This is a genomic window from Peteryoungia ipomoeae (assembly GCF_004912165.1).
GTDB classification, from domain to species: domain Bacteria; phylum Pseudomonadota; class Alphaproteobacteria; order Rhizobiales; family Rhizobiaceae; genus Allorhizobium; species Allorhizobium ipomoeae.
This window is the reverse complement of sequence record NZ_STGV01000002.1, coordinates 17,605-33,117: the sequence shown is the minus strand read 5'-3', so window position 1 is coordinate 33,117 and position 15,513 is coordinate 17,605. Positions and strand designations below refer to the sequence as shown.

The window sequence follows — 15,513 nt, the reverse complement described above, 5'->3', positions numbered from 1 at the left end:
CGATGTGTTTCATCCATGAAAAACATCGCTTGGGACGCCTATCAGCTTTTTGTCGCTGTCGCCCGTCAGGGTGGCCTGTCTGCGGCCTCCGAGATCACGGGTTTGAGCCCCGCGACGCTGGGGCGGCGGATGGTCGAGCTTGAGCAGGCTCTCGGCCGCGACCTCTTCCTGCGCAGCCAGAGCGGCTACACGCTGACGGCAGATGGCAGCCAGCTTCTCGATTTTGTCGCGGAGTTCGAGGCGGGCAGCCGGCGTGTCGATCAGTGGCGTGAGGGTGCGGCGGGCCAGAGCCTTGTGCGGTTGATGCTCGGCACCTGGAATGCCTGGCTGGTCGGCGAGAACATGCAGCAGATCCGCACCGAGCGGGACACCTTCAGGCTTGCGATTGCGGTGGCCGAGCAGAGGGCACGCCTGACGCACCGCGAAAGCGACATTGCCATGCGCGCTTTCGAGCCCGAGGAGCCCAATCTCGCATCGATTGCCGCTGGCGACGTGGCCTATGCAGCCTATCGAGCGCGCAATCGCGATTGGCTCGGTCTGGATCCCTGGCTCGCAGTGGATACCGAGGCGGCCGTTTCCGCCTATCTTCGCTGGCCGCATGAACAAAGGGCGGAACGCATCGCCATCACCGCCAATCGGCCAAGAACGCTGTACGATCTGGTGCGTGCCGGCGCCGGCACCGGCGTGTTGCCCTGTTTCGTCGGCGACCTCGATCCCGGCCTTGAACGTGTCGGTGAAGAGATTGCAGAATTGCGCCACCGCCAGTGGATCGTCATGAACAACGATGATCGCCACCGTCGCGACATCAGGACCGTTGTCGAACGGCTGTCAAAGCTCCTGAAATCCCGTCGCGATATTTTCGCCGGCAAACGCCCCAGCACATCGGATTGACTGGTTTCGAGCCGGGCTAGGGGTAAAAAAAGCCCGCACCGTGCATGGCCTCCAAGAAGGCATTTGCCGTGCGGGCAGTGGGTCCGACCGTAGGCGCGACCGGATTGGGACTGGTTCAGGCAGCCTGATGGTTGCCCTGGGTGACGATGACGGGGATCAGCAGATCACCCCAGTTGCCGTCGCCGCCATGGTGGCGGGCGGAGCGGACGAGTTCGACCGAAACGCCGGCATCGACGGCCTTCATGATCGAGTGGTTGAGGCGGTGCAGATCATTGGCCAGCATGCGGATCATTGCTTGCTGGTCGGTGCTCATCGCCGAGGATTGTTCTTCGGCGCGTTCCTTGACTCGGGTCTGGGGTGTCATGACATTTCTCCTCTTGGTATCAGGGGTTCTTGAGTGCGGTGGATCTTAGTTCTGTCCCTCTCCCCGCTGGCGGGGAAAGGGCAGGGTGAGGGACAATTGCCTCGGATGCTATTCTGCCGCCGGGCGGAACTGCTCGGTTTCGGTCGATTCCTTCATCGCCGTGGTTGAAGACTGGCCGGCGGTGATGGCGAGCGACACGGCGTCGAAGTAGCCGGTGCCGACTTCGCGCTGGTGTTTGGTCGCGGTGTAACCATTGACCTCGGCTGCGAATTCCGCCTCCTGCAGCTCCGAATAGGCTGCCATCTGCCGATCCTTGTAGCCGCGGGCCAGTTCGAACATGCCGTAGTTCAGCTGGTGGAAGCCGGCGAGCGTGATAAACTGGAACTTGTAGCCCATGGCACCCAGTTCGCGCTGGAACTTGGCGATCGTCGCGTCGTCCAGGTGCTTCTTCCAGTTGAAGGAGGGCGAGCAGTTATAGGCAAGCTTCTTGCCGGGATGAACCTTGTGCACGGCCTCGGCAAACTTGCGGGCCTGTTCCAGATCCGGCTTGCCCGTTTCCATCCAGATCATGTCGCAGTGCGGGGCATAGGCAACGGCGCGGGCGATGCAAGGTTCGATGCCGTTCTTGACCTGGTAGAAACCCTCCGCCGTGCGGCCGGCATCGTAGTCGACGAAAGGCCGGTCGCGCTCGTCGATATCGGATGTCAGAAGCTTCGCGGCCTCGGCGTCCGTGCGGGCGACGATCAGTGTCGGAACCCCCATGATGTCGGCGGCCAGACGCGCAGCCGTCAGGTTGCGGATATGCGCTGCGGTCGGGATCAGAACCTTGCCGCCGAGATGGCCGCACTTCTTTTCCGACGCCAGCTGGTCCTCGAAATGGACGCCAGCAGCGCCCGCCTCGATGAATGCCTTCATGATCTCGAAGGCATTGAGCGGTCCGCCAAAGCCAGCTTCCGCATCGGCGACGATCGGCGCGAACCAGGTGTCGACCGAAAGGCCCTTGCCTTCCTGCGTCTCGATCTGGTCGGCGCGCTGCAGCGTCCGGTTGATCCGCTTGGCCAGTTCCGGAGCGGCATTCGCCGGGTAGAGCGACTGGTCGGGATACATGGCAGAGGCGGTATTGGCGTCAGCGGCAACCTGCCAGCCGGAGAGATAGATCGCCTTCAGGCCCGCACGGACCATCTGCATGGCCTGATTGCCGGAAAGCGCGCCAAGTGCGTTGACGAAGTCCTCCTCGTTGATCAGCTGCCACAGCCGGTTCGCGCCCATTTCGGCCAGCGTGTACTTGATCTCCACCGAGCCGCGCAGGCGCTGGACATCAGCCGCCGTGTAGGGGCGCTCAATGCCGTCAAAGCGACCCTTGGGGGCGTTCGGAACGAGCTTGTCAAAATCAGTCATATATCTTCTCCCTGTCTCAGAAAGTGCCGAAGAAAATCGCATCTGCAGGTCGGCTCTGATGTGACGAGATTTACATCGCACTGCAAAAACTGCCAGAAAATTCGAGAAATCAGCGAGATGAAAGAGGTTATGCTGTCTTGCCTTTGACAGATTTTCGCTGTAAATTTGTAAAATCTGTAAATAATACTGGGTCGCGAGCTGGCTCCGATCTTGTAAGGATCTGTAAAATGGCGGAGCGCAAGATCTTTGCCGGCCCCAGGGTCCGGCGCATTCGCAACGGCCTTGGCCTTACCCAGACGGCGATGGCGGAAGCGCTCGAAATTTCCCCTTCCTATCTCAATCTGATCGAGCGCAACCAGCGGCCGCTGACGGTCCAGTTGCTGATCAAGCTCGCGTCCGTCTACAAAGTCGATCTCGATGAGCTGCAGGGCGAGGCGGGCGGATCGACAAGCCAGCTGCGCGAGGTTTTTGCCGATCCGTTGCTGTCTGGCGAATTGCCGGGCGACCAGGAGCTGATTGAAGTGGCGGAGGCCGCCCCCAATGCCGCAAGCGGCATCGTCAAGCTTTACAGGGCTTACCGCGAGCAGGCGGCCCGCCTTTCCGATCTCGCCGACCTTCTGGCCCGAGAGGGCCATCAGACATCGCTATCGGGTGCCCGGCTGCCGATCGACGAGGTGCGCGAAGCCTTCGAGCGCAGACCCAATCATTTCGCAAGGCTGGATGATGCGGCAGAGACATTCCATGCCGCCCTGGGACTCTCGGCTGGAGACGATCTCGGCGTTGCGCTGAAGACCTGGTTGCGCAGCACCCATGGCATCGTCGTGCGGGCGCTCCCTGTCCAGACCATGCCATCGCTTCGCCGCCGGTATGATCGCCACTCCATGCGCCTCTTCCTGTCGGAGCGTCTTTCGCCGTTCGATCAGCTGCGCGAGATCGCCATGGAAGTGGCGCTTCTTGCGATGGGGGAAGAGGTTCAGGCGGAGTTGGAGGCTCTCGGATTGTCGTCTGGGGAGGCGCGACGCATAGGGCGCTTCGAGCTTGCCCGTTACGCCGCGCACGCCTTGATGATGCCCTATGGCGCATTTCTTGGCGCCGCCATCCGCGCACGCTACGATGTCGATGTGCTGCGGGCGCGCTTCAACGTATCCTTCGAGCAGGCGGCCAATCGGCTCACCATGCTGCAGAGGCCGGGTGCTACGGGTGTCGCCTTCTTCATGATGGAGATCGACAATGCCGGAAACCGCTTCCGCAGGGCCGGTGCGCAAGGCTTTCCCCAGGCCAGGTTTGGCGGTGGCTGTCCCAAGCTCAACGTCCATGCGGCCTTTGCCCAGCCGGGTCAGGTTCTGGTCGAGCAGGTGGAGATGCCAGACGGCAGCGCATTCCTGACAATGTCGCGGACACTTGAGGGGCCGCAAGCCGCCTTTGGCGAGCGTATTCGCCGCACGGCTTTGCTTTTTGCATGCGACGCATCCAACCGCGATGAGGTGGCCTATGCAGCAGCCCTTCCGGATCGGGCCGTCCCCGCAATCGCCGTCGGATCTGCCTGTCGCTTGTGCGAACGCTCCGGTTGCCTTGCCCGGGCCGAGCCGCCACTCACCCGTCCCCTCGGGCTAGATGAGATGGTCACGGGGCTCTCCGCCTTCGATTTCCAGTGAGGAAGTGGTCCCTAATAAAGCCTTTGCGACTGCGAAGAATTTCGCTTGTCGCCCGTGCAATTCCTTTCTAGTCTCTTAAAAAACAATGGGAATGGCATCGGGGGCGCTCCGCCCTCTGGCTGGAACAGGAGAAAAAATGAAGGCTCATTTCATCCGCACGGCGTCCGTGGCGCTTGCCACGATCTTCATCGCATCGGCCGTCCAGGCGCAGGAGCGAGTCGTCAACGTTTACAACTGGTCCGACTATATCGATGAATCCGTGCTTGCGGATTTCACCAAGGAAACCGGCATCAAGGTTGTCTATGACGTTTTCGATAGCAATGAACTGGTCGAAACCAAGCTGCTTGCCGGCAGTTCCGGTTATGACGTCGTTGTGCCGACGGCACCGTTCCTAGCGCGCCAGATCCAGGCCGGCGTTTTCCAGAAACTCGACAAGTCGAAGCTGACGAATATCGGCAATCTCTGGCCGATGGTCTCGGAGCGCCTGGCAAAGTACGATCCGGGCAATGAATACGCCATCAACTACATGTGGGGCACGACCGGCATCGGTTACAACGTCGCCAAGGTCAAGGAAGCGCTCGGCGCCGACTTCACCGTCGACAGCTGGGACGCGATCTTCAAGCCGGAGAACGCCGAAAAGCTCAAGGCCTGCGGCATCAACATTCTCGACGCATCGGACGAAACCTTCGCCATCGCGATGAACTACATCGGCAAGGATCCCGACAGCAAGGAAACTGCCGATCTCGAGGCTGGCGGCGATGTCTACATGAAAATCCGCCCCTCGGTCCGCACCTTCAACTCCTCGGCCTATATCGATGACCTCGCGAACGGCGACATTTGCGTCACCATCGGCTGGTCCGGCGACATCCTGCAGGCCAAGGCCCGCGCCGAAGAAGCCAAGAACGGTGTCGAGATCAACTACGTGATCCCGAAGGAAGGCACCTATATGTGGTTCGACAACATGGCGATCCCGGCGGATGCCAAGAATGTTGCCGAAGCCCACGAGTTCATCAACTTCATGATGCGGCCGGATGTGATCGCCAAGGCGTCGAACTATGTTCAGTATGCCAATGGCAATCTCGCCTCCAAGGATCTGCTCGATCCCGCCGTGAAGGACAATCCGGCCGTCTATCCGCCGGAAGACGTAATGCAGAAACTCTTCACCATCTCGCCTTACGGCCCTCGGGAGCAGCGCGTTCTCAACAGGGTCTGGACAACGATCAAGACCGGCAGTTGACGGTCGACATACTCACGCCGGGCGCCCCAAGCGTCCGGCGTTTTTCTTCATGCTTGGACGGATGTGAACGGCTGGGATCGTTAGATGGCGAAGACACTGGGGCCTGTTAAGCGTAAATTCTCACCATGGGCTGACCCTGAGGCCACCCCGTTCATCCGCTTTGAAAATGTGACGAAGCGCTTCGGCGATTTCGTTGCGGTGGATAATCTGACGCTCGACATCTATGAGCGCGAATTCTTCTCGCTGCTCGGTCCCTCCGGCTGTGGCAAGACCACCCTGATGCGCATGCTGGCGGGCTTCGAAGATCCCACGGAAGGCCGCATTCTCCTGCAAGGCCAGGATCTGTCGGGTGTGCCGCCGTATCGGCGCCCGACCAACATGATGTTCCAATCCTATGCACTTTTTCCGCATATGAGCGTCGAAAAGAACATCGCCTTCGGCCTTGAGCAGGACAATCTGCCGAAGCCAGAGATCGAGGATCGTGTCCGCGAAATGCTGAAGCTGGTGAAGCTCGAGCAGTTTGCCAAGCGCAAGCCCAACCAGCTTTCCGGCGGTCAGCGGCAGCGTGTGGCGCTCGCCCGCTCGCTTGCCAAGCGCCCGAAGGTTCTGTTGCTGGACGAGCCGCTCGGCGCGCTGGATCGTAAGCTGCGCGAAGAAACACAGTTCGAGCTGATGGACATCCAGCAGACGCTGGGGCTCACCTTCCTGATCGTCACCCATGATCAGGAAGAGGCGATGACCGTGTCCGACCGGATCGCCGTCATGGACAAGGGCGTGCTGGTGCAGGTCGCGACACCGGCGGAAATCTACGAGGCACCAAATTCCCGCTATGTCGCGGATTTCATCGGCGACATCAATATTCTCGAAGCCAAGGTCGAGAGCAAGGAAAGCCATGCGGCAGGCGAAATCGTCCACATCGACAGCGACGGTTTGAAGATCAAGGTCGATCAGGCCTGCAATGCCGTGGCGGGCGACAGCGTTGCCTTTGCCATCCGACCGGAAAAGGTCCGCATCTCCACGACCAAGCCGGAGATTTCCGCCGCCAACATGCTGCATGGCGAAGTCTGGGACATCGGCTATCTCGGCGATTTCTCGGTCTTTATCGTGCGTCTCGATGACGGGCGCATGTTCCGCGCCGCTCAGGCCAATGTTTCGCGCCTTGTCGATCGACCGATTACCTTTGGCGATATGGTCTGGTTGTCCTGGCCGGCCGAAGCCGGTCTTGTCTTGACGCGCTGAGGAGGCGAGCATGGTCGAACCCGTGACCGCGCCGAAGTCGAGCCCCGCCCGCTGGCTGGTGGTGGCCGTGCCGTATCTCTGGATGGCGCTGTTCTTTCTGGCGCCCTTCGCGATCATCCTGAAAATCTCGCTGTCCGACACGGCGATCGCAATGCCGCCCTACACACCGGTGTTCGAGGGCTTTGCCGCAATCCGCGATTTCTTAAGCCAGCTGGATTTCGAGAACTATCTTTTCCTGACGGAAGACCCGCTCTATATCAATGCCTACCTGTCCTCGCTGCGCATCGCCTTCATCTCGACGCTGCTTCTGCTTCTGATCGGATATCCGATGGCGCTGGCCATGGCGCGCGCCTCCGTTTCCATCCGCCCGACCTTGGTCATGCTGGTCATCCTGCCATTCTGGACCTCGTTCCTGATCCGCGTTTATGCCTGGATCGGGATTCTGAAGCCGGAGGGCCTGCTCACCGTCCTCCTGCAATCCCTGGGGCTGATGGAGGAGGGGCAGCAGGTGCAGATCTACCGCACCGAACTCGCGGTGTTCATCGGCATCGTCTACTCCTATCTGCCCTTCATGGTGCTGCCCCTTTATGCGGCTTTGGAAAAGATGGACGGGACGCTGCTGGAAGCTGCAAGCGATCTGGGCTGCCCTCCCTGGAAAGCCTTCTGGAAAATCACCTTTCCGCTGTCGCTTCCCGGGGTGATCGCCGGCTCGATGATCTGCTTCATCCCGATTACCGGCGAGTTCGTCATTCCCGACCTGCTCGGCGGCTCGAATACTCTGATGATCGGCAAGACGCTGTGGACCGAGTTCTTCGGCAACCGGGACTGGCCGCTCGCATCGGCTGTCGCCGTCCTGCTTCTGCTGGTCTTGGTCATTCCCATCGCCATCTTCCAGAACCAGCAGCAGAAGGTGTAAGGGGGCGAGCATGAGACCTGGGAAATTCGATCCGGCAATTCTGACCCTTGGTTTTGCCTTTCTCTATATTCCGATCCTGATCCTCGTCGTCTACTCCTTCAACGAGTCGAAGCTGGTGACCGTCTGGGGCGGCTTTTCGCTCAAATGGTATGGCGAGATGTGGCGCAACGAGGGCCTGATGAGCGCTGCCTGGGTGACGCTCCAGGTTGGCCTTCTGAGTGCAAGTCTCGGCACCGTGCTTGGCACGCTGGCGGCGCTGACGCTGGTACGCTTCCGCCGCTTTCCCGGACGTCTGCTGTTTTCCGGCATGGTCTATGCGCCGCTCGTCATGCCCGAAGTGATCACCGGCCTGTCGCTCCTGCTTCTCTTCGTCGCCGTCGGCATCGATCGCGGCCTGATGACGGTGGTGATTGCGCATACGACCTTCACCATGTGTTATGTGGCGATCGTCGTTCAATCGCGTCTGCTGACCTTCGATACGAGCCTGGAAGAAGCGGCGAGCGATCTCGGCTGCCCGCCGGTCAAGACCTTCTTCAAGATCACTCTGCCGCTCATTCTGCCGGCGGTGATTTCAGGCTGGATGCTCGCTTTCACGCTTTCGCTGGATGATCTGGTGATCGCAAGTTTTGCCACGGGGCCGGGTGCTACGACGCTACCGATCAAGATCTATTCGCAGGTCCGTCTCGGGGTGACGCCTGAAATCAACGCGGTCTGCACCATCCTTATCGGGCTGGTCACCATCGGCGTCATTGTGGCGTCTATTGGCACTAAGCAGCGGGAACTGCAGCGGCAGCGCGACGAACATGTGGCCTTGCGCGGTTCCGTTTCCTGAAGGGGCAGGCTCGCTCAACTGCGTGGCGGTGCAAGAATATAGGTGAGAAACCACACCGGCAGGATGACGACCGCGCCCATCAGGAGGCGTGGTGCTGTCCAGGCAAGGGCATTAAGAATGCCGTTCTGCAAATCCTGCGGGGTAACGCCCATGCTTTCGATAACGGAGCGCGGTGTCACGCCGACCACCGAGAGCAGGCTTCCCGCCAGAAGCGAGGCGAGCGCCAGTTTGATCATTCCCGCGATGAGCGCCTGCATGTCCCCTCCAGACAGTTCGATTCGCAGCTATATTAGCGCGACCTTGGTTTCGCGAAGCTTGGGCATCAACGCCGGATCGGTCATTGTCCTCAATGGTTGGTCGAGCCAGAAATGACCGGTGTGTGGATCGTGCCGCCAACAAAGAAGTTGAGGGGCGGGGCGTTTGCCGTGCTTGCCACAGAGGAAGGTTTCAGCTCGCCGCTCAGCGCCAGCGCGAGAGGGCCAAGCGGGGCGATCCCCGAAAATGTCAGCTCTTCCTGCCGTCCTCGGATGGCCGCCTTCTCGATTTCGGCCACTCCCTTGTTGAGCCGTACGAAAAGGTCGAACTGTTCAAACGGGAAATCGTCATTGCCTGCGGCGTCCAGCTGAAAATGAGCGTAGTCCTTCAGCATTTTACGCACGCCTGCGGCATCAAACCCTTGCAGAACGCCATTGTCGGCTGAAAGTTTGACATGACCGGTTATGTCATCGGGGTTTCTCTGCCAGTTGCCGGGCGGCAGTGCCAGGCGCATTTCCAGCGAACCTGGCCCGACGGGATGGGGGCCATCGACCCCAAGAGCGGAAAAAAGCTCTCCGATCTGTGCGTTGGCGAGGTTCAGGGAAAGGTTGCTCGTCGAAGCAATCCCGGTCTTGGCACCGATACGGGCACTCAATGTTCCCCCAAAGAGGCGGGCATCACCAATGACCAGCGCGATGTCCTCAGCGCCGCCGACAAGGCTTGCGCCGAGGTCCGTCAGGGTCAGGCCTTGAAAGCTGGCCGTTGGAGCAGAAAGGCGGATGTCGAGATCCAACCAGCGTAGGATGCTCGGCAGGCGCACGGCAACTGCATCATCAAACGGCAGGGCCAGCGCAACGAGCAGCCGATCGAGGCCAAGATGATCGATTGCAAGCGTTCCACTCAATCGCGACCTGCCATCTGGCAACCAGCGCAATGCCGCCAGCCCCTGGCCTCGGCTGCCATCAATCTGGAAGGCAAGGGTATCAAACCGCCACTCCGTGGGATCGCGCAGCACTGTCGTCTGCAGGCTGAAGCTTCGCCAGTTTTCGGTGCCGGCAAGCCTCAGCCCCGCCAGCTTGGCAATTGCCGGCACATCGGAAATGGTAAGCTCGATGGCACTCTGGCCGACCAGGCCGTCGGTGAGGCTGACAGTGCCCTCGAATTTTCCAGTGCCGGCGGTCAGGCTCGCCTCCGCCGTCACCCTCGCCGTCTCCCCTTTGATGAGGAGCAGCGGCGAGGGGGTGGCAAGTTCCACCGTTATCGCTTCGCCCAAGAGCGCCATCGATGCCGTGCCCGACACAGGTGCTGAAAGTCGAGGCCAGTTGAGCCTGGCATCGAACTGATCGAGGACCACCTGATGGCCATCGCGATTGTCGATCAGGGTGATCTCGCCATCGATCACCTCGACACTGCCGATTTCGGCGTCGAACGTGCCAGCCAGGCTTTGGCTGCCATCAGGTGCAGCCTTGGCCGCACGAACCGCTTCGCTCAGAAGTCCTTCATCTGTCCAATCCAGGCGACCATCGGCATCCCGCTCAATCCGGATCTTCGGTCGCAGCAGTCTGAACGACTTGAAATCCGGTTGGCCCTTGATCGCCGACATCAGGCTGAAGCGCGCTTCGATCGCGTCGATCTGTCCAAGCGCCACGCGCTCCTCTCCGTCTTGACGGGTGACGGATACTCCCATGAGGGTAACCTCAGGGGTCGGCCAGAAGCTGACGGCCGGAATGGAAGAAATGATGACGTCATGACCCGTCCAGCGCGCCATGGCGGATGCGAAGGCACTGCGCACAATTGCGGTCGAGACCAGATAGGGGGCCGCAATCCGCGAAAGGGTAAGCGTCGCGATCACCAGAATGACTGCAATGAGCGCAATGCGGATAAAGCGTCTGGCCAATCGGGTGGCGGTCCCAATTGTCTTGGCTCCCCCCTCTGGTCTCGCGATCATGCGGCGTTCCTAATTTCGAGCAAACAGTCTCTCTAAAATGGTAGGGCCGGCACTACACCAAATGTCTGAAACGGGCAAACCTCGTCCGTCACCCCAGCCTTTCGGATTGCTTTTTATCGCAGTGCGGTATGCTATATCAGGCGTGGATGGAGGATTGATATGGCCGAACAAACACCGCTTTGGACCCCGACGGAGACCTTTAAGCAGCGACAGCCGCTGACCGAGTTTATGCAGTGGTCGGCTGATAACTATGGCGCTCCTGGTGACGGTTACGATGCCTTCTATTGCTGGTCGCTGGAAGATCGTGCTGGCTTCTGGTCTAGCCTCTGGGACTGGGCAGAGGTCGTTGGTGAAAAGGGTGAGACCGTTCTCGACGATCCCGGCGATATGCTTAAGGCGAAGTTCTTCCCTCAGGCACGGCTCAATTTTGCAGAAAACCTTCTCGCTCGGGCCGGCGAGGGGGATGCCCTGATCTTTCGGGGCGAGAACAAGGTTGCCGATCGTTGGACCTGGCGCAGATTGACGGCCATGGTATCGCGCCTGCAGCAGGCGATGCGGTCCATGGGAATTGGCAAAGGCGATCGTGTCGCCGCCATGATGCCCAATATGCCCGAAACGATTGCCTTGATGCTGGCTGCAACGTCCCTGGGTGCCATCTGGTCATCCTGCTCTCCCGATTTCGGCGAGCAGGGCGTGCTTGATCGGTTCGGCCAGATTGAACCTTCACTTTTCATCAGTTGCGACGGCTATTGGTACAACGGAAAACGTCAGGACGTCGCCGACAAGGTCGTCTCGGTCTCCAGGAAACTGGGCGTCCCTGTCCTCGTCATTCCCTATGCGGGCGATACCCCGGCACTGCTGGAAAAACTTGCCGAGGGTCAAAGCCTCGAGCAATTCATCGCCGGCTTTTCCGTCGAAGAGATCACCTATGAGCGCCTGCCGTTCTCGCACCCGCTCTACATCCTCTTCTCGTCGGGCACGACAGGTGTTCCCAAATGCATCGTGCATTCTGCCGGCGGCACGCTTCTGCAGCATCTGAAGGAACACCGCCTTCACTGTGGTTTGCGGGAAGGGGAGCGCCTGTTCTACTTCACCACCTGCGGATGGATGATGTGGAACTGGCTGGTCACAGGCCTTGCCTGCGGTGCCACGCTCTGCCTGTTTGATGGTTCCCCCTTCTATCCGGATGGCAATGTCCTTTTCGACTATGCGCGGGATGAAGGCTTCGCGGTTTTCGGAACCTCGGCCAAGTATATCGACGCGGTCCGCAAGGGCGGCTTCAAGCCGATAGAGACCCATGATCTCTCAAGCCTGCGTCTGATGACATCGACCGGCTCGCCGCTGTCGCCCGAAGGCTTCAGTTTTGTCTATGAAGGCATCAAGGCCGATATGCAGCTCGCCTCCATCTCTGGCGGCACCGATATCGTCTCCTGCTTCGTGCTCGGCAATCCATTGAAATCCGTCTGGCGCGGTGAAATCCAGGGGCCTGGCCTCGGCCTTGCCGTCGATGTCTGGAATGATGAGGGAAAGCCCGTTCGCGGCGAAAAGGGAGAGCTCGTCTGCACAGCGGCCTTCCCCTCCATGCCGATCATGTTCTGGAACGATGCGGATGGGTCCAAGTACCGGGCCGCCTATTTCGATCGCTTCGACAATATTTGGTGCCATGGCGATTTTGCCGAATGGACAGAGCATGGCGGTCTGATCATTCACGGGCGTTCGGACGCGACCCTCAACCCCGGGGGCGTGAGAATCGGGACTGCCGAAATCTACAATCAGGTCGAGCAGATGGAAGAGGTGCTTGAGGCCATCTGCATCGGCCAGGATTTTGAGGACGATGTGCGTGTCGTGCTGTTCGTCCGGTTGGCGGAGGGCGTGACGCTCGATGCCGATCTGGAAACGCGGATCAAGGCCCGCATCCGCACCGGTGCCTCGCCGCGGCATGTCCCGGCAAAGATCCTTCAGGTTGCCGATATCCCCAGGACAAAGTCCGGCAAGATCGTCGAACTCGCCGTTCGCGAGGTCGTCCATGGCCGGCCGGTCAAGAACAAGGAAGCGCTCGCAAATCCGCAAGCCCTGGAGCATTTTGCAAATTTGGAGGCCTTGCGGGTCTAAAGTGACCAGCGCTCACGTTCGACTGAGCGCCGGTACGTCAAATTTGGGGTGTTGGCATCCGTCAATTGGTAAGGATTTGTTAAGCGATGTGCTGCATGTTGTACCCAACTTCAGGACGAAGGTTCGTCAGCACTTGGCGCGTTATGCGCGAAGTTTAGGCCCGGATTCTCGTTTTCTGGTTTGACAGCATTACCTTTCAGGGCGGCGAAAGCCGCCCTTTTTTCTTGTCTGCAAGCCGTGTCATGGCCGGTCAGGACGTGCGATCGAGCGAGCGCGAAACAAGGACAACCGGCACCAGCCCCGCAACGATGATGATCATTGCAGCGACGGAAGCGCTTTGCGGCATTCCCCGCGAGGCATCCTCATAGACCAGCGTTGCCAGGGTATTGAAGTTGAAGGGCCGCAGCAGAATGGTTGCCGGCAACTCCTTGAGGGCTTCGATGAACACCAGAAGGCCCGCAGTCAGCACGGCCGGTTTCAGGTTGGGCAGGAGGATCTGCCAAAGCGTCTGCCTGCTGTTGCGTCCCAGTGTTCGCGCCGCCATGTCGAGATGCGGCGACAGTTTCTGGAAGCCGGCATCGAGCGTGCCCTCCGCCATGGTCAGAAACCGCACCGAATAGGCGTAGACAATGGCAAATCCCGTCCCGGAGAGCAGCAGGCCTGTCGAGATGCCGATCCATTGCCGCAGAGCGCCATCCAGCATGTTGTCGAAGCCTGCAAGCGGGATCAGAACGCCGATGCCGAGAACCGTCCCGGGTATTCCGTATCCCAGTGATGCCACGCGGCTCGCCACCCTGGACAATGTCGAACGATCATTTCTCACCGCATAGGTGAGCAGGAAGGCGAGGATGACGGTGATGATGCCGGCGGCACCTGCAACCAGAACGGAGTGCCAGAGGGCATCCAGCAGGCGCGGCTCGAGAAATTCGTCGAGGCGTCGCAGCGAAAAGCCGCCGAGAACCGTGACCGGAATGCAGAAGCCCAGGATGATCGGCAAGATACAAAAGCCGGTCGCGAGAAGACCGCGCACTCCGCCAAGGCGAACGCGCACCGCTTTTGCCACCATCGCCGTGGTCTTGTGCGTGGCGAAACGCTGCTGTTTGCGGGCCTGCCTTTCGATCCACAGCAAGCCGACGACGAAGATCAGCATCACGCAAGCAATCTGGGCCGCACCGGCAAGACTGCCGCGATTGAGCCAGGTGTCGTAGATGGAGAAGGTCAGCGTCTGCACGCCGAGATATTCGACGGCACCGATATCGTTCAGCGTCTCCATCATCACCAGCGTCAGCCCGATCATGATGGCCGGGCGCGCCATTGGCACCTGGATCTTCCAGAACACCCTGAAAGGAGAGGCACCCAACGTGCGGGCCACATCTGCTGCCGCACGCCCCTGCATCAGAAACATCGAGCGGCAGGCGAGGTAGACATAGGGATAGAGGACCGCCGACATCACCAGAACGGCCCCCGGCAGCGAGCGAATATCGAAAAAGCTGTAATCCCGGGCCGAGCGATAGCCCATTATCGTGCGATAGGCGGTTTGAACGGGTCCGGTGAAATCCAGAAACTCACCGAAAGCATAGGCCGCAAGATAGGAGGGGATGGCAAGCGGCAGGACCAGGGCGGGGGAGAGGAAGCGCCGCATCGGAAAGTCGCAGGTCGTGACCAGCCAGGCCGTGCCGATCCCGAAAATTGCGGTCGCGATGCCGGTAAAGAGGAGGAGCCAGAAGGTGCGTGCGCCCGCCCGCGGAACGACATTGGTCAGAACATGCTGCCAGGTATCGGGATCCGAGCCGAAGCCTATGACGAAGATCGACAGGATCGGAATGGCAACGACGACGGCGGAAGCCACCGCGAACCATGTTGCCGGCATGGAACGCCGACGTGTCGGTTCGATCGAAACGGATGCTTCCGGGCGTGTCTGTGGCAACAAGCGGCCAGTCCTTCGCGTTGGCGGTTCCTGTCCTCCTCTAGCTCAAACCGATGGAGAATCAAACCGCGCCATTCGCCGCCTGATGTCTCAACGCTGCCACGACCCGATGCTCTCACTGACGAGCCGCAGCCCAAGCACACCGATGATCGCACCGGCAAGGCGGTCGATCCAGATTTTTGCGCTAAGATAGACGCGCTGCGAGGACTTGGCGGAAAAGGCCACGGCGACGATCACATACCAGCCTGCTTCGACCAGAAAGACGAGGGGCGGCAGGGCGGCAAGGAAAAACCCGGAAGGATCTTTCGGCATCAGGGCTACAAAGATGCTGCCATAGACGACGGCCGTCTTTGGATTGCTGATTTGCGTGCCGAATGCCACGGCAAGCGCGCGGGCAAGCGGCATGGTGTTTGCCTCGCCATTATTACCCATCGCCAAAGGCTCCGAGGCGCCGCGCCAGATGGCGATGCCGAGTTTGATCAGATAAAGCCCGCCCGCAATCTTCAGCAGTAGATAGAGCCACTCGACCTGCTGCAACAGGGCAACAAGCCCGAGCAGGGCAAGCACCGAGAAAAACGCGCCGCCCAGCCCCATGCCAATGGCCGCGGCCAGTCCATGCAGGCGCGAATTTGCAATCGAGATGCGCGAAACCAGCACAAAGCTCGGGCCGGGGCTCATGGCGCCCATGGCGATCGCAAGGAGAATGGCGCCAAGGGCAGCAAACGAGAGCAAGGCGATC

Annotated in this window: 13 protein-coding genes; 7 read left to right on the top strand and 6 right to left on the bottom strand. The window is 60.1% G+C overall.

Annotated features, from left to right (window positions below; genetic code table 11):
- Window positions 1-15: 15 nt before the first annotated feature.
- Window positions 16-891, top strand: coding sequence for a LysR family transcriptional regulator (locus FAA97_RS06620; RefSeq protein WP_136597758.1), 876 nt, complete (start codon window positions 16-18; stop codon window positions 889-891).
- 115 nt (window positions 892-1,006) lie between these two features.
- On the opposite strand, the gene FAA97_RS06615 is transcribed toward FAA97_RS06620, so the two are convergent.
- Window positions 1,007-1,255 (bottom strand): SMc00767 family acetate metabolism repressor, encoded by a 249-nt coding sequence (locus FAA97_RS06615; protein ID WP_054150807.1) that lies wholly within the window; start codon window positions 1,253-1,255, stop codon window positions 1,007-1,009.
- A 108-nt stretch (window positions 1,256-1,363) separates the two neighbouring features.
- Complete coding sequence (gene aceA, locus FAA97_RS06610; RefSeq protein WP_136597757.1) at window positions 1,364-2,653, bottom strand: isocitrate lyase; 1,290 nt, start codon at window positions 2,651-2,653, stop codon at window positions 1,364-1,366.
- A gap of 227 nt (window positions 2,654-2,880) precedes the next feature.
- On the opposite strand from aceA, the gene FAA97_RS06605 reads away from it, so the two are divergent.
- The 5 genes from FAA97_RS06605 to FAA97_RS06585 all read left to right on the top strand — a co-directional run bounded on the left by FAA97_RS06605 (window position 2,881) and on the right by FAA97_RS06585 (window position 8,532).
- Window positions 2,881-4,308, top strand: a complete 1,428-nt coding sequence (locus FAA97_RS06605) for a helix-turn-helix domain-containing protein (RefSeq protein ID WP_136597756.1) — start codon at window positions 2,881-2,883, stop codon at window positions 4,306-4,308.
- Between the two features lie 136 nt (window positions 4,309-4,444).
- Window positions 4,445-5,545, top strand: coding sequence for a polyamine ABC transporter substrate-binding protein (locus tag FAA97_RS06600; RefSeq protein ID WP_136597755.1), 1,101 nt, complete (start codon window positions 4,445-4,447; stop codon window positions 5,543-5,545).
- An 84-nt stretch (window positions 5,546-5,629) separates the two neighbouring features.
- The gene (locus FAA97_RS06595; RefSeq protein ID WP_136597754.1) at window positions 5,630-6,784 is read left to right on the top strand and encodes an ABC transporter ATP-binding protein; all 1,155 of its coding nucleotides are present in this window, start codon (window positions 5,630-5,632) and stop codon (window positions 6,782-6,784) included.
- Between the two features lie 10 nt (window positions 6,785-6,794).
- Window positions 6,795-7,700, top strand: a complete 906-nt coding sequence (locus FAA97_RS06590; protein ID WP_136597753.1) for an ABC transporter permease subunit — start codon at window positions 6,795-6,797, stop codon at window positions 7,698-7,700.
- Between the two features lie 10 nt (window positions 7,701-7,710).
- On the top strand, window positions 7,711-8,532 hold the full coding sequence (locus FAA97_RS06585) for an ABC transporter permease (protein ID WP_136597752.1): 822 nt from the start codon (window positions 7,711-7,713) through the stop codon (window positions 8,530-8,532).
- 14 nt (window positions 8,533-8,546) lie between these two features.
- On the opposite strand, the gene FAA97_RS06580 is transcribed toward FAA97_RS06585, so the two are convergent.
- Window positions 8,547-8,789, bottom strand: a complete 243-nt coding sequence (locus FAA97_RS06580) for a DUF6460 domain-containing protein (protein ID WP_136597751.1) — start codon at window positions 8,787-8,789, stop codon at window positions 8,547-8,549.
- An 89-nt stretch (window positions 8,790-8,878) separates the two neighbouring features.
- Complete coding sequence (locus FAA97_RS06575; protein ID WP_136597750.1) at window positions 8,879-10,735, bottom strand: AsmA family protein; 1,857 nt, start codon at window positions 10,733-10,735, stop codon at window positions 8,879-8,881.
- A 159-nt stretch (window positions 10,736-10,894) separates the two neighbouring features.
- Between FAA97_RS06575 and FAA97_RS06570 the strand changes: the two genes are divergently transcribed.
- The gene (locus FAA97_RS06570) at window positions 10,895-12,847 is read left to right on the top strand and encodes an acetoacetate--CoA ligase (RefSeq protein ID WP_136597749.1); all 1,953 of its coding nucleotides are present in this window, start codon (window positions 10,895-10,897) and stop codon (window positions 12,845-12,847) included.
- Between the two features lie 250 nt (window positions 12,848-13,097).
- Here FAA97_RS06570 and FAA97_RS06565 read toward each other — a convergent pair whose 3' ends face one another.
- Window positions 13,098-14,717 (bottom strand): ABC transporter permease, encoded by a 1,620-nt coding sequence (locus tag FAA97_RS06565; RefSeq protein WP_136598299.1) that lies wholly within the window; start codon window positions 14,715-14,717, stop codon window positions 13,098-13,100.
- A gap of 147 nt (window positions 14,718-14,864) precedes the next feature.
- The gene (locus FAA97_RS06560; protein WP_136598298.1) at window positions 14,865-15,461 is read right to left on the bottom strand and encodes a LysE family translocator; all 597 of its coding nucleotides are present in this window, start codon (window positions 15,459-15,461) and stop codon (window positions 14,865-14,867) included.
- Window positions 15,462-15,513 lie beyond the last annotated feature (52 nt).

Excerpts from the sequence above, each read along its gene's own strand:
- FAA97_RS06620 (WP_136597758.1), top strand. The coding sequence starts at position 16 with ATGAAAAACATCGCTTGGGACGCCTATCAGCTTTTTGTCGCTGTCGCC.
- FAA97_RS06615 (WP_054150807.1), bottom strand. The coding sequence starts at position 1,255 with ATGACACCCCAGACCCGAGTCAAGGAACGCGCCGAAGAACAATCCTCG.
- aceA (WP_136597757.1), bottom strand. The coding sequence starts at position 2,653 with ATGACTGATTTTGACAAGCTCGTTCCGAACGCCCCCAAGGGTCGCTTT.
- FAA97_RS06605 (WP_136597756.1), top strand. The coding sequence starts at position 2,881 with ATGGCGGAGCGCAAGATCTTTGCCGGCCCCAGGGTCCGGCGCATTCGC.
- FAA97_RS06600 (WP_136597755.1), top strand. The coding sequence starts at position 4,445 with ATGAAGGCTCATTTCATCCGCACGGCGTCCGTGGCGCTTGCCACGATC.
- FAA97_RS06595 (WP_136597754.1), top strand. The coding sequence starts at position 5,630 with ATGGCGAAGACACTGGGGCCTGTTAAGCGTAAATTCTCACCATGGGCT.
- FAA97_RS06590 (WP_136597753.1), top strand. The coding sequence starts at position 6,795 with ATGGTCGAACCCGTGACCGCGCCGAAGTCGAGCCCCGCCCGCTGGCTG.
- FAA97_RS06585 (WP_136597752.1), top strand. The coding sequence starts at position 7,711 with ATGAGACCTGGGAAATTCGATCCGGCAATTCTGACCCTTGGTTTTGCC.
- FAA97_RS06580 (WP_136597751.1), bottom strand. The coding sequence starts at position 8,789 with ATGCAGGCGCTCATCGCGGGAATGATCAAACTGGCGCTCGCCTCGCTT.
- FAA97_RS06575 (WP_136597750.1), bottom strand. The coding sequence starts at position 10,735 with ATGATCGCGAGACCAGAGGGGGGAGCCAAGACAATTGGGACCGCCACC.
- FAA97_RS06570 (WP_136597749.1), top strand. The coding sequence starts at position 10,895 with ATGGCCGAACAAACACCGCTTTGGACCCCGACGGAGACCTTTAAGCAG.
- FAA97_RS06565 (WP_136598299.1), bottom strand. The coding sequence starts at position 14,717 with ATGCCGGCAACATGGTTCGCGGTGGCTTCCGCCGTCGTCGTTGCCATT.
- FAA97_RS06560 (WP_136598298.1), bottom strand. The coding sequence starts at position 15,461 with ATGGGCGCCATGAGCCCCGGCCCGAGCTTTGTGCTGGTTTCGCGCATC.